The sequence below is a fragment of the Chloracidobacterium sp. genome (assembly GCA_016715795.1).
Taxonomy (GTDB): Bacteria; Acidobacteriota; Blastocatellia; order Pyrinomonadales; family Pyrinomonadaceae; genus OLB17.
In genome coordinates this window covers 75842-88837 of the sequence record JADJXP010000002.1, presented here as the reverse complement: position 1 = coordinate 88837, position 12996 = coordinate 75842, and the positions used below count along the sequence as shown (strand labels likewise).

15 protein-coding genes are annotated in these 12996 nt (G+C 55.8%); 4 read left to right on the top strand and 11 right to left on the bottom strand.

Translation table 11 applies throughout. The annotated features are described in order from the left end of the window. Positions 1-3 precede the first annotated feature (3 nt). Together IPM59_05360 and rlmN are read right to left on the bottom strand one after the other, a co-directional pair. Positions 4-495 (bottom strand): hypothetical protein, encoded by a 492-nt coding sequence (locus IPM59_05360; GenBank protein MBK9215015.1) that lies wholly within the window; start codon positions 493-495, stop codon positions 4-6. 5 nt (positions 496-500) lie between these two features. Beyond that, positions 501-1568, bottom strand: coding sequence for a 23S rRNA (adenine(2503)-C(2))-methyltransferase RlmN (rlmN, locus tag IPM59_05355; GenBank protein MBK9215014.1), 1068 nt, complete (start codon positions 1566-1568; stop codon positions 501-503). 65 nt (positions 1569-1633) lie between these two features. Between rlmN and IPM59_05350 the strand changes: the two genes are divergently transcribed. Beyond that, on the top strand, positions 1634-2461 hold the full coding sequence (locus IPM59_05350; protein MBK9215013.1) for a DNA/RNA non-specific endonuclease: 828 nt from the start codon (positions 1634-1636) through the stop codon (positions 2459-2461). Here the strand turns inward: IPM59_05350 and ychF are convergent. Continuing rightward, complete coding sequence (ychF, locus tag IPM59_05345) at positions 2458-3558, bottom strand: redox-regulated ATPase YchF (GenBank protein MBK9215012.1); 1101 nt, start codon at positions 3556-3558, stop codon at positions 2458-2460. The two genes, IPM59_05350 and ychF, sit on opposite strands and share 4 nt — an antisense overlap. 78 nt (positions 3559-3636) lie before the next feature. Then, positions 3637-3945 (bottom strand): hypothetical protein, encoded by a 309-nt coding sequence (locus tag IPM59_05340; GenBank protein ID MBK9215011.1) that lies wholly within the window; start codon positions 3943-3945, stop codon positions 3637-3639. Between the two features lie 96 nt (positions 3946-4041). Here IPM59_05340 and IPM59_05335 point away from each other — a divergent pair, with 96 nt between their 5' ends. Beyond that, a complete protein-coding gene (locus IPM59_05335; protein ID MBK9215010.1) occupies positions 4042-6048 on the top strand; it encodes a hypothetical protein in 2007 nt (668 codons plus the stop codon). Continuing rightward, positions 6045-8153 (top strand): glycosyltransferase family 39 protein, encoded by a 2109-nt coding sequence (locus tag IPM59_05330; protein MBK9215009.1) that lies wholly within the window; start codon positions 6045-6047, stop codon positions 8151-8153. The genes IPM59_05335 and IPM59_05330 overlap by 4 nt, the downstream gene beginning before the upstream one ends. On the opposite strand, the gene IPM59_05325 is transcribed toward IPM59_05330, so the two are convergent. Continuing rightward, positions 8150-8530, bottom strand: coding sequence for a hypothetical protein (locus tag IPM59_05325; protein ID MBK9215008.1), 381 nt, complete (start codon positions 8528-8530; stop codon positions 8150-8152). The genes IPM59_05330 and IPM59_05325 overlap by 4 nt on opposite strands. Before the next feature lie 89 nt (positions 8531-8619). On the opposite strand from IPM59_05325, the gene IPM59_05320 reads away from it, so the two are divergent. Beyond that, positions 8620-9069, top strand: a complete 450-nt coding sequence (locus IPM59_05320; GenBank protein ID MBK9215007.1) for a hypothetical protein — start codon at positions 8620-8622, stop codon at positions 9067-9069. A gap of 12 nt (positions 9070-9081) precedes the next feature. On the opposite strand, the gene IPM59_05315 is transcribed toward IPM59_05320, so the two are convergent. From IPM59_05315 to IPM59_05290, 6 genes are all read right to left on the bottom strand, one after another. After that, entirely contained in the window at positions 9082-9750 is a 669-nt protein-coding gene (locus tag IPM59_05315; GenBank protein ID MBK9215006.1) for a hypothetical protein, read from the bottom strand. Next, the gene (locus IPM59_05310; GenBank protein MBK9215005.1) at positions 9734-10813 is read right to left on the bottom strand and encodes a hypothetical protein; all 1080 of its coding nucleotides are present in this window, start codon (positions 10811-10813) and stop codon (positions 9734-9736) included. The genes IPM59_05315 and IPM59_05310 overlap by 17 nt, the downstream gene beginning before the upstream one ends. Continuing rightward, positions 10813-11733 (bottom strand): hypothetical protein, encoded by a 921-nt coding sequence (locus IPM59_05305; protein MBK9215004.1) that lies wholly within the window; start codon positions 11731-11733, stop codon positions 10813-10815. Before IPM59_05305 ends, IPM59_05310 begins: the two co-directional genes overlap by 1 nt. Before the next feature lie 2 nt (positions 11734-11735). Next, positions 11736-12356 (bottom strand): hypothetical protein, encoded by a 621-nt coding sequence (locus IPM59_05300; GenBank protein MBK9215003.1) that lies wholly within the window; start codon positions 12354-12356, stop codon positions 11736-11738. A gap of 136 nt (positions 12357-12492) precedes the next feature. Then, positions 12493-12750, bottom strand: coding sequence for a DUF2442 domain-containing protein (locus tag IPM59_05295; GenBank protein MBK9215002.1), 258 nt, complete (start codon positions 12748-12750; stop codon positions 12493-12495). Beyond that, the gene (locus IPM59_05290) at positions 12747-12995 is read right to left on the bottom strand and encodes a DUF4160 domain-containing protein (protein MBK9215001.1); all 249 of its coding nucleotides are present in this window, start codon (positions 12993-12995) and stop codon (positions 12747-12749) included. The genes IPM59_05295 and IPM59_05290 overlap by 4 nt, the downstream gene beginning before the upstream one ends. Position 12996: the final 1 nt, after the last annotated feature.

Below are 12996 nucleotides of genomic sequence, written 5' to 3'. Positions count from 1 at the left end.
TTATTACTTCAATCGTAAGCTCTCGACAAGTTCCTCAGTCTTACGTGCGATATCGTCCGATGTTTCAGCGAGCCGCGTCACTTCGAGAATGTAATGCCTTCCATTCTTTGCGACAGTATTCCTGAGAACAACGACTTCGATGCCCAACAGCGAGGCATTTGCTTCCGTTATCTTGTAAACATCGTCGCCGATCACCTCGCTGCGTGCCGTTATCACATCCTCGCTATCGTCCGTTCTATCCGGCTCGATGACCATGGTCGCTCGTGCCTGCCTGAGCTTCGCTGCCGGACCAGTCCCAAATTCTTTTGAATACGCCTCGAACGCGAGCCGCGGATCACCGCCGACAACGCTAAGGAAACCGTCCGGTTTTTGGATGCTGTATTCGTCTGTTTCTACTGTCTCCGCCTCGAATGCTGCCGCCGCCGACCGTTTAATGCGCGTCGAGACATACGCCATCAACGCCACAATGATGATGCCGATTATCAGGATCTCCATAACGCCTAATTCGATGCTGCCTTAGCGGCAAGCTGGCCGCACGCGGCATAGATATCACGCCCGCGCGGCGTCCTGATATAGGCATCGACGCCTCTCGACTCAAGAATGTTCTTGAACCTTGTTACTCGCTCGGGTGTCGATGTACGGTAATTGAGTTGCTCCGATCCGTTGTGCGGTATGAGGTTTATCTTCACGCTCCGCAACTGATATCGTTCGATCAGATCGGCTAGGCGCATGGCGTCCTCATCAGCATCATTCACGCCGCCAAGCATTACGTATTCAAACGTAAACCGCTCGCCACGCCGCAGACTCGTCTCAAACTCTTTTGCTGCCGTCATCAACTCATCGACATTCCACCGTTTGTTGATCGGCATCAGCCGATCGCGAAGCTCGTCAGTAGTCGCCGTGAGCGAGATCGCCAAATGCGGGCGATCAGCGATCTTTGCCATCTCATAGATCTTAGGCACGATGCCTGCGGTCGAGACAGTCACGCGGTTAGGCACGATGAACAGCCCATCCTCATCAGCCATCAGCCTGAGAGCGGCTAAGAGATTGTCAAAGTTCATAAATGGCTCGCCCGCCCCCATGCCGACCAGATTAGTGCCATGCGGTGTTTCAGCCCCGACGCCGTAAACGTCATTCAGGACGATAATTATCTGCTCAACGATCTCGCCGGCGGTGAGATTGCGCAGCAGGCCGAGCTTCGCGGTCAGACAAAAATCACATTTCAGCGAACAGCCCGACTGCGACGAAAAGCAGATGGTATCTCGATTCTCTGTCGGAATGTATACCGTCTCGACCGGCCGTCCGTCTGGTGTCCTCATCAGGTAACGCCGCGTCCCGTCGCTCGAGACATATCTCGACTCAACACTCAATCTACTGATCTCGGCCACCTCCGCGAGCCTCTGACGAAATTTTTTTGGCAGGTCGGTGATGCCATCAAACGAGAGCAACCGCCGCTGGTGCACCGCCTTAAAGACCTGTGTCGAGCGATATTTAGGCTCCGAGAGCGAGAGCACAAGCTCATCCAGTTCGCTCCGTGTAAGACTCGTAATATGGAGTTTCTCCACCACAGTTACAGTTTAACGCATCGCTCTGAGTTTAGGCTTCCGACGTTTTTGTTAGACTTTGAGCCTGTATGGTGAGAACTGCCATCGGCATCATCTTACTCACGCTGGCGACTGCCTGTGGCTTTGTGGCCCATCGACGCAGTGAAGGCCCGACAGCCGCGCCCAAGCCAGACCGCGGTTCGCATCTCCTCTTCGGCAACCCGTCAAATGCGACGGCTGACCCCGCAAATACTGACAACTACCTGCTCACCCACGGCGATCTTACGATGTCCTACAACAACTCGCGCGGCACGCTAAACTGGATAGCTTGGCGAACGACGGCTGCGGATCTCGGCAAACGCCGCGAGCGCCCACTTTTCAAGCCAGATATGTCCCTGCCGCCAAACTTTCGCCGCGTTCAGTATTACGATTATGCCGGAAGCGGCTACGACCGCGGTCACATGGTACCTGCGGCTGATAGGTTTGCTGACGAGCAGAAGATGGCGGATACCTTCCTGATGACGAATATCGTCCCGCAATCGCCTGATCTCAATCAATATCCGTGGAACAAGTTCGAATCCTACATTCGCGGAACGGTCCGCGGCCGGACAGATGCCTACATGATCGCAGGCGTCTACGGAGAAAAAGGCAGCATTCGAGGCCGGATCACGATTCCGACGAACGTTTGGAAGGTCGTAGTTCTCTTGCGCCCCGGCACTAGCGAGATCACCGACGCAACACGCATCATAGCCGTGGATATGCCTAACGAGAATGGGATCGCGGACGTCCTTTGGCAAAATTACATAACGACCGTCCGCGATATCGAACTGCGAACCGGCCTTGACCTGTTCAGCAACCTTCCAAAGGAACTGCAGGACCGTGTCGAAACGCGCCCGTTTCAGTCAACTGTGTACTAGACATTGAACCGGAAATCCACCACGTCGCCGTCCTGCATCACATACTCCTTTCCCTCGAGGCGGGCAAGGCCCTTATCTGCGGCGGCTTTGCGGCTGCCGCACTCGACGAGGTCGCTGTATGAAACGATCTCGGCGCGGATAAAACCGCGTTCGATATCAGTGTGGATCTCGCCCGCGGCCTGTGGGGCCTTTGTCCCGATCGGGATCGTCCAGGCGCGCACCTCCTTCTCGCCTGCCGTTAGAAAACTCATCAGGCCGAGCATGTGATACGTGGCTTTGATGAGTTCATCAACGCCGGATGATGCAAGCCCAAGGTCCTTTAGGTATTCCGCTCGGTCGGCGGGCGGGAGGGCGACAAGCTCCGCCTCGAGTTTCGCGCAAATCACGACGACGTCGGAGTTTTCCTTTGCTGCATAGTCGCTGACCGCAGCGACATGCGGATTGCTGCCCGCGTCGGCGAGCGTTGCCTCATCGACGTTTGCGGCGTAGATCGTTGGTTTCGTGGTGAGCAAGAACCACGACCTGACGAGCGCCCTTTCGTCGTCATCCAGCATCGCTGCACGCGCAGGGCGGCCCGCCTCAAGGACCGGCTGTATCTTATCGAGTATCTCCAGCTCGCGTTTCGCGTCCTTGTCGCCTGCTTTGGCAGCACGCATTGCCTTTTCGCGGCGTTTATCGGCCGAAGCAAGGTCTGCCAGGGCCAGTTCGATCTGGATCGTCTCGATATCACGGATCGGATCGACCGAGCCCTCGACGTGGACGATGTTCTCGTCCTCAAAACATCTGACGACCTGTATGACCGCATGCGTCTCGCGAATGTTGGCAAGGAACTGATTTCCGAGTCCCTCGCCCTTTGACGCCCCCCGAACGAGGCCGGCGATGTCGAGGAATTCGACGGTCGCGGGCACTTGCTTTTGCGCGTTGTGGATCTTTTCGAGCACCGCGAGGCGTTCATCAGGCACGGCAACCACGCCGACATTGGGTTCGATCGTCGCGAAAGGATAGTTGGCCGCAAGCGCCGCCTCCTGAGCGGTCAGGGCATTAAAGAGTGTGGATTTTCCGACGTTGGGCATGCCAACGATACCGGCTTGAAGCATAAGGTTGTGATTCGGCCCGTGAGGCCAAAAGACCTAATATTACAGGGAAAAAGTGGAAAAGTGAAAGGCGGGGAGGTTCTATCGGCGGGCGTAATACATTCCGATATTTTTCAGCCGTGCCGCGTTCTTCGTGTCGAGCCATGGAAACTCACGCATTGCCGCCGGCATGATCTCCTGTTCCGATATCTTGTCTGCCATTTCATCCTCGGCAAGTGCGTAGATGCGGCTCTCGACGCGTCGTGCTATCGCAGTCAGTTCATCGATCTCTGCATCACTCAGGTACGGATGCGTCCGTCGGATGCGGTCGTGGATCGGTTTGCGAAAATTCTCACCCCATTCGGTTACGAGTTCGAGCGCATTGTTGAGGAGTTCGTTGTCTAATTCCATTGATATGACGGACTATACCACGCCCGCTACATCCGGGTTCATTGCGTTTTTTCAGCAAACTAAAGTAAGTTATCTATTAGCCCCGCTCGCTTATTTATGCTGGTATCGCTGCTGCTCCTTTTGCTGATCGCGTCGGCGGGAATGATGCTGACGTATTTGATCGCCGACGACGAGCCACTGCTCTGGCGGCTCGCAGCCGGCTGCGTGGCCGGTTCGGCCGTCTTTGGGATCGCGGCATTCGCTATCTCGTATGCTGTCGGATTCAGCGCGGTCTCCGTAGTCGCGGCCCTCGCGGTTACGTCGGCCCTGTTCTTCCTGATCAGATATCGAGATACTGCAAAACGGTTCAAACACGACCGCGACAAGGCGAAGGGTAGGCTCGACGGTGCAAATCTTAGAAAGGCCCTTGGCTTTATCTACTACGCCTTCTTTTTTCTGCTCTTTTGGTTCTTTTTTGGCCAGACCGTCTATCAGACGAGTGAAGGCATCTTTACCGGCGGCTCACAGAATCTCGGTGATCTGCCCTACCACATCGGAGCGATACTCGGCTTTAGCGAGGCCGCAAAGTTCCCGCCTGACAATCCGATCTGGGCCGGGGCGAAGTACGCGTATCCGTTCATCACCGACTTTATCTCGGCCTGCTTCGTAAAGTTGGGCGTAAGCTACCGCGACGCCATTGTCACGCAGAACGTCCTCTGGACATTCTCGCTCTTCGTTCTGCTCGAGCGGTTCGTTGCCCGCGTGACGGCAAACAAGCTCGCGGGACGCATCGCTCCGGCATTGCTCTTTCTTAGCGGCGGACTCGGATTCCTGTGGTTCCTCGGCGACGTTGATACGTCGGGTAAGGGTATTATCAGCGTGCTCTCTGCCCTTCCGCGCGACTATACGATCGGCGAACAGTTTCGCTGGGGAAATTCGCTGGTAGTCCTGTTTATCACTCAGCGGAGCATGCTGCTCGGCTTGCCGCTTGTGGTGTTGGTTCTGGGCGTGTTGTGGAAGATCTTTATTGGTGAAAATGTGAAGGAGGGAAAGAGTGAAAAGGGTCCCTTCGCCGACTTTTTCACATTTTCACAGTTCCCCTTTTCTACCTTCACAGTTGGCCTGCTGGCCGGCACACTGCCGCTGATTCACCTGCACAGCCTGGCAGTGCTCTTTATCGTGACGGCTTTCCTGTTCGTGCTGCGGCCCGCGCGCTGGGTCGAGTGGATCACGTTCGGCGTCGGTGTCGCGATCGTCGCCGTTCCGCTGCTCGCGTGGACGATGACCGGCAGTGCAAGCGACACAACGAGCTTTTTCGGCTGGGAATTCGGTTGGGATAAGCGAAATGACAACTTCTTCTGGTTTTGGTTCAAAAATACGAGCCTGACCATACCGTTGCTGCTCGCGGGACTTGCACTCTGGTATTGGGGCAGCGGCAAAATCGCTTCGGGCGAGCCGGACAAGAAAACGAAAAGTGCGACGGCGACACCGGTCGATCCGGTGCCACTATTACTTTTTTATATCCCGTTCGCGTTCCTATTTGTTCTCGGCAACACCGCGAAGCTCGCTCCTTGGGTCTGGGACAATATCAAGATATTGATCTATTGGCATATCGGCTCGATCATCTTTATCTCGTTTGCGATCGCGTGGCTATGGCAAAAAGCGGCCGTGACGAAGGTCATCGCTGTCATTTTGCTTGTTTCGCTGACATTTGCCGGTGGCCTGGACGTTTGGCGGACCACGGCGGGCACTGTGAAAACGCGCGTCTTCGAACCGGATGCTGTCCGGGTGGCCGACCAGATCAGGCAAAAGACCGAAAACACTGCGTTATTCCTAAACGCTCCGATCTACAATACCCCGATCGTGCTGACCGGACGCCAGTCACTAATGCGCTATACAGGTCACCTGTTTTCGCACGGCATCAACGCTTTCGCCCGTGAGGCAGATGTCAAACGCATCTACGAGGGCGGCGGAGTATCTGAGATGCTGCTTCGCCAATACAATATCGATTACGTGCTTGTGTCGCCCGAGGAAAAGAACACTCTCAAGGCGAACGAGGAATTCTTCAAAAAATATCCGCTCGTGGCCGAGGCCGGCCAGTATCGGGTATATAAGGTCAAATGAGCAAGAAAAAGAAAGGCAAAAAACCATCCGGACAGCCGCGTGTAGTCGCGGCAGAGCAAACGTCGCAGGCCGCAGTTCCACCACAGAAGCCAAAACGGCAGCCGGCCGCTTTCCGCTCGGTTGACGAATGGCTGACCGACCAGCGTTGGTTCGTCGCAGCCGGAGTGATTACTCTGATCTCGATCTTCTTACGCTTTTGGCAGCTCAGCCTAAAGCCGTTCCACCACGACGAGGGCGTGAACGGCTTCTTCCTGCGAACTCTATTTCTCGACGGCACATATCGCTACGACCCGACAAACTATCACGGCCCATCGCTGTATTACATCTCGCTGGCGTTTGCCAAGGTGTTTGGCCTCGAGACCATTCCCGTGCGGGCAAGCATGGCGATCTTTGGCGTGCTGATGGTCGCGCTGGCTTTCTTCCTCAAACGCTATCTCGGCCGCGTCGGCAGCCTCATGGCCGCACTCTTTCTCGCGATATCGCCGGGAATGGTCTTTATTTCCCGTTACTTTATTCACGAGATATTCTTTGTGTTCCTCGGCCTCGCTCTCGCGGTCGCGGTGGTCTATTTTGTCGAAAAGCAGCGGGTGGGCATTTACGCTATCGCATGGACAGCACTGATCCTGCTGGTCTGCTACGCGCCCTCGACGGTAAAGCTCTCTACATTTCTCGGCGGTGATAGTTCAGCAGCCCTCTGGGGCTTTGCGATACTCTTCTTTATCGTCGAAGCGGTCCTGACCTATCTCGTGATCAAATGGCTGCTTAGTTGGGATAATGGGCGGCCGATCTACATGATCCTCGCGTCGGCATCCGTGGCAATGTTCTTCGCGACAAAGGAAACGGCGTTCATTACGCTCGGCACCATGCTGATCGCGTGTGTCAGTGTCTGGATCTGGCGGCGCATAATGCCGGATGCAACGCTGGACAGGAACAGGTTCAATCTCACCCTCGCCGTGACGGGCCTCGCGGTCATTTTCCTGTTTCTATCAGGGATGTTTGGCGACGCCTATAAATGGCTGTTTGATACGTTCATGCCGACGGGACGCCCGCCGGAGACGTTTGTTTTTGTCGGTATCGTCGGTATGATAGCGGCTGCCGTAGCTGCATGGCTGATCTTCCTCTTTGCTCAACGGAGCTCAAACGAATCGGATATCGTCGAACCGTCCGCGCTCACCTGGGGCAGCTTCCGAGCCGCGCTTGGCGACAACCGCAACCTGATCATGATCGCAACCGCAGTCATCATCACTTTTGTATATCTCTGCGTTCTGTTCTTTACGTCGTTCTTTACCTACGCAGAAGGCTGGAAGAAGGCCTTTGAGGCGTATGCCGTCTGGACAAAGACCGGCAGCCGCGACCATACGATGCACGGCTGGACCGGTTACATCAAATGGGGAATGAAGATCGAGTCGGCGATCCTGATCCTCTCGCTGCTCGGCGCCCTGGTCGCTTGGGTCAAGGCAAAGCATCGTTTTGCGATCTTCGCGGGATTCTGGAGCTTTGGCCTCTTTGCGGCATATTCGATAATTCCGTACAAGACGCCGTGGCTCGCGCTCAGCTTTCTACTGCCGATGTGCCTGTCAGCGGGCTATGGGCTCAATGAATTGATCGGATCGCGGGATAACAGGCTCCGGTTCCTGGGCGCGGCACTCGGAATTGTCGCCGTCAGCGTGCTGGGCTACCAGACCTATCAGCTCAATTTCGTCAAATACGACAATGACGAGATGCCATATGTCTATGCCCACACGCGGCGCGAGTTTCTCGATCTTATCAATGAGATCGCACGCTACGCCGACAAGAGCGGCAAAGGCAAAGATGCCCAGATCGAGATCGTGTCGCCTGACTATTGGCCGATGACTTGGTACGTTAAGGATTACGGTAAGGCCTATTTCCAGGGCCGCCCCGTCGACGCGAGCACGGCCGAGATGATCGTGGCGAAAAAGGGCGACCAGGACTCAATAGTGGCGCAAAAATATGCGACGCACTACAAATTTGCCGGTGTCTATCCGCTGCGGCCCGGTGTCGATCTGATGCTGCTCGTGCGAAATGACCTAGCCGAAACGAGCGCACTCGACCTGTCGAAGATACCCGAATATAAGAAGCCCTAGGAGACGAACACCCCTACCGCGACAAGCCCAAGGCCGATGACGACATGCAGTATGTCATCGGCCTTTTTCCATCGAAATTGTTGGATCGGAAACCATCCGCAGCGGCTCGCGACCGCCTGATAGAGGTCTATCAAGCCGAAACCGATATTGAAGCTGCGAATCAAGTCATTGTTGCCGGTGTAGATCGCCCCGAGGCCGATGATCCCAAACGCAATATGAAAGACATTATAGGCGTGAGCACCGCTCGTGAGGCTCTTCTTTTCAGGGACGATAAAACCGAGGATGCCGACCAGGATCAGGATCGGTGCGAAGGCCAGCAGGACGTAGTAATTCAATCCCATCTTGTAGGCGTATCGTAGCGCCGATGGTGCCGACACGCCAATTGAGATCCGGGCTGCCGCCTAACCTGAAACTTTAGCCGGTCAGGCTCGTATATCTCGAAATGAAATTTGTCTGTAGTGCCCTCATGGCAATGGTTCTTTCTCTCAGCATCTCTGGGCAGGCCAACGATGCCGCGGACGCCCTTTCTGTCGTCAACAAGCTGTTCGACGAGATGGCCGCTGCGAACCCGGACGGCATACTCGCGGCCGGCACAGCCCAAAACCAGTTGGTCGCGGTAAGAAAAATGAAGGACGGCCAATCGCGGATCGACGTGATCAGTGCCGACGCGTTCACAAAATTCTTCACGAAGCCCGGTGCGGTAAAGGAAGTAATGTACAAACCTCATGTCGAGGTCAGCGGCGACTGGGCGATGGTCTGGGGCAGATACGTTTTCTTCGCTAACGGCAAGCTTTCACATTGCGGCACCAATCAGTTCAATCTCGTTCGCACCAGTGCCGGCTGGAAGATCGCCAACGGCGCATCGACCATCGATCCGGCCGCGTGCACAAAAAAAGAACAAAAGATGAAACCCTGAGGCGGCTGCGGGCTATCTCGGACTGTTGGCAGGTAATCGCGGCGGGGCAAAAGTGCTCGCTCCCGTGCCTCTGAAGAGTGGCGTAAAGATCCATTTTGAATGGTTCTCGATGCCGTAATATGCGATCACAGACTTGCTGCGGCTCTGGCTGGCAACGCCGATGAATGGTGTATTCTCGGTCAGCACATCAAAACTGTCGTCGCCTTCGTTATCGCTGTCAAGATCCGTATTGAGTGAATTCACCAGCACGATCGCGAACCGGTCAAAGATCTGAGGATTTGGGTTTGCGGGCAGGATGCCGCCGTTATAGTTCTGCACCCGACGGGCAAATCCGCCAATCGAATCGACGTCGGCCTTTATCAGCCTCCACTTGCCGTCCTCGCTGAGCGGGTCGACGGCGGCCGATGCCCTTAGGATCTGCCGCTTCTTAGTGCCGTACGGCAGGCCCTCGAGCAGGTCGTCCATCGAGCTCGGCAGTTTTGCACCACGGTAAAACTCGACGTATTGACGGATGGCGTCGGCGATCTCCTCGCCTCGCCGTATTGCTTCAAGCTCCTTTTCACGCTGGACCTCTTGTTGGACGGCCGGAGCAACCGCAAGGAGCCCGACCGCAAAGATGACCATGATCGCCATCACGGCAAAAAGGGTCATTCCGCGTTCGTCGCTAAGGCTTGCCATCATCTACTGAATCGTCAACGTCCTGTTTCAGCTTCTCGATCGGCCGTCCCATAGGCGGCTGCGGAGGTACATACCTCGGAAGATTGTCCGGGATTCCGGGAATGCCTTTCATCGTCGTCGGATCGAATGGCTGCATGCCGTCCATTGGCTTGCCGGCGGTGCCTCCGGTAGCTGTGCCTATCGGGGCCTTAGAGATCGCGATCGGATGCCGGAAACCGAGCTGCGTGTCCTCGAATATTACTTCGGCCGGTGATATATCGACCAGTCGGAACCGGCCGCCTAGAATGTCGTTCAATCGTGCTCCGAATGGCGCAGTTTTCCCGGTCTCTATCAGGTATGCCGTATCGTTGTTGTAACGTTTGCGGCCGATCATCCCGATATATTGATAGCCCGGCTTTGGCGGCGCTGCTATCGATACAAAGATCGGATTTGAATAGAGCTTGCCATCCGGCGTTCGCATCATCACCTGTGCCTGTGTTTCCTGCGTGATCAGATTGGACGGAATGTCAGTAAACGCACGCTGGCCGTTAACGTAGGTCGTCGGCATCTCGGCCTGATTAAAAAGGATGCGGGCATCCGGCGGAATGTGGTCACCATTCAACTCCAGCCGAAAGCCGCGCGAGCCGGCATATACCGACTGTGGATTGGCAAATGCCAGAATGATGGGCGGCGTCGGCACCGGCGAAGGTGGTTTTGGCGGCGGAGGTGTCGGTATCGGCGTGGGCGGACAGTCGTCCTTACACGGCGGCGGCGGCTCGTAAAAAGCAAAGATGTTGCGGCCCGCATCAGGTGCGTAGGCATTGCCCGGCTGATACATCACCGGCGTCGTCTCGTAAACGAATTGCTGGTCCTGCAGCGAAGGGAGCGACGCATCGGCACGGTTCGGCCCCGGCGTCGAACGCGGCGTCGGCGTCGGCGTTCCTTTTCCTGTAGCCGTGGTCGATGAACCACCGAGAAGGCTTCGTCCGAAGGCAAGATACAACGCAATGAGCGCAACGATGCCGAGCACCGCCGCGGCGATGATCTTATTGCGTTCAGCCGGAGATTTACCTTCGAATAGACCCATTACTGCTGTTGCGTCGGCTCCACGGGGGCCGCGTTTGGCCGGCGGAAATACGCTGCCATCTCGATCCGCAAGCTGACGATCTCGCCGTGCATCTTGCCCTTTTTCGAACGTTGCTCAGGCTGGACCGGTGCCTGCGGAACCATTGACTGGCCGCCCATCGTCGTGTTGATCCTTGCCTGAATGTTCTTTGCGGCCGGTGCTCCCGGCTGGACGGGCTGTGCCGCGGGCTGTGCCTTTTCCTTATCCGATTCCGTATCTGACGGGGCAAGCTCGACGGCGCTGACAATGACGAACTCGCGGCCCGTCTCTATCTCCCGAATGAACCGCCGCAGATTCTGGTATGACCCCTCGACGGTCGTCGTGATATACATTCCCGGATAAAGGCTGCGGAATTTGGCACGACCGCGCTCCTCGTCCGATTGCTGGCCTGTGTTCATGTCAGCCGTCTCGAGCGGCTGGTAGTCGGGCCCGGCCGTATTCACAAGTCCGTATGCCGCGATCAGGCCGTTGATCCGTTGATAAAGCGCCGTGCGTCCGACGGTCGTGACCGGCAAAAATCGGGCTTCAAAATCATCTACGCTCGTAACGATCTTGTCCACCTGCTCCTGCGTTGTCGTGATCTCGCCGTATTTCGTCTTGGCGGAGACGACCTCTGCCTCCAGCCTGTCTGCTTCTGAGCGGTTGCGTGCCAATTCACGATTCGATGGCAGCACGAGGCCAAAATAGATGCCTATTGCACCGACCAGCGCGAGCAGGCCCAAAGCCACGGCCCCGATCTCAAGGGGGCCCCACATGCCTCCATAGACCTTGCGCGGCCGATTCGGCGGAATAAAGGCCGGCATCTCGGCCGCCTCGATCATGACCGTCTCGGCCTCGGGCATTTCGTCGTCAGGATTCAGTTGTGGATCAAGTTCTGCCACGCTTACTGCACGCCCCCGTTTTGTGCAAGATCGGTCACCGGCGCGGCTGTCGAGTAACCGTAGGCCGGTGTATAGACAAGCCGAAAAGTATATTCGGTATATACGATCCGCTCGTTCTCCTGCCGGTCCTGGCCGCGCAGTTCGGCGGCAAAGAGGCCCGAATTGTTCATATTCTCGATCATCGCCATCACGCTCGAGTAGTCACGGGCCAATACGCCGAACTCAAGCTCTGCTTTGACGCGGTCGCCGTCCTGATAGATATTCTCAACCGCGATCCGCGACGCCGCGACACTCGAAGGCAATACGGATTCAAGGTCGGCAAACAGGCGCGACCAGCCAAACGTCTTATTGGCGACCAGCTTATGAGCCGCGGTCAAGAGAGCCTTCTGATCCGGCGTCAAGAGTTGCTGCACCTTTTCGCCTTCGCCCTTGAGCCGCGCGATCTCGGCCTGGCGTTCAGCTATAGCCGCAACCAATAGATCGTTTCGCTTCTTGTTGTCATTAAGGCGATAGATGCAGTAAGCACCGACGACCAGGCTCACAAGCAGCAGCAACGCAGCCCCGAGATATGGCAGCATCCGGTTGCGAAATGGATGTGTGGAAAGGTTTAGCTTGGCGATCACTTGTTAACTACGGAAACACAAAAATGCACTGCGTCGAGCGTCTAACGAAAAACAACATTCTAGCACGACACGAGAACCGTTGTCTTATCACGCCGAAAGCGTGTAAATTGTTGCAAAATGGTGAACGAAGCGAACGTTAACCCTCGAAACTGGTACCGTGTTGCCAGAGTTCGTATTCGCTCAGATCAATGTTGGAGTTCCAAACAATGGCGTAGCCGTGCCGATCGACACGAACGGTTCTGAAGAAAGCGTGATCCCTCAGAGGGGCAAACATCTCTGTTGCAAGCAGCGGTCTGACGTCGTAGAGCTTCTTTACTTTATTCTCGAACTCGATCAGAAGAGTATGGTCATCGAGAGCCACGGCGGAATGTACTTTTGGACAGATCGGGTTCATTTTAGTGGCGGCAATTTCCGGAATTCCTGAGTGTCCCACATTTCCTGAAGGTCACGCTGGTTGGGTTTGGCCCATTCCAATACCAGGTTTTTCGCTCGTGTAGGCAGATCGCCCTCAAACATTTCGAGAGTATTTAAATCAAACAAACCTACATACTCACCGTAGACGGCATGAAAATGCGGCGGCGGATGATCGCCAAAAAACAACTTGATGACTATTCCGTAAAACCTCGCGATCTCAGGCATG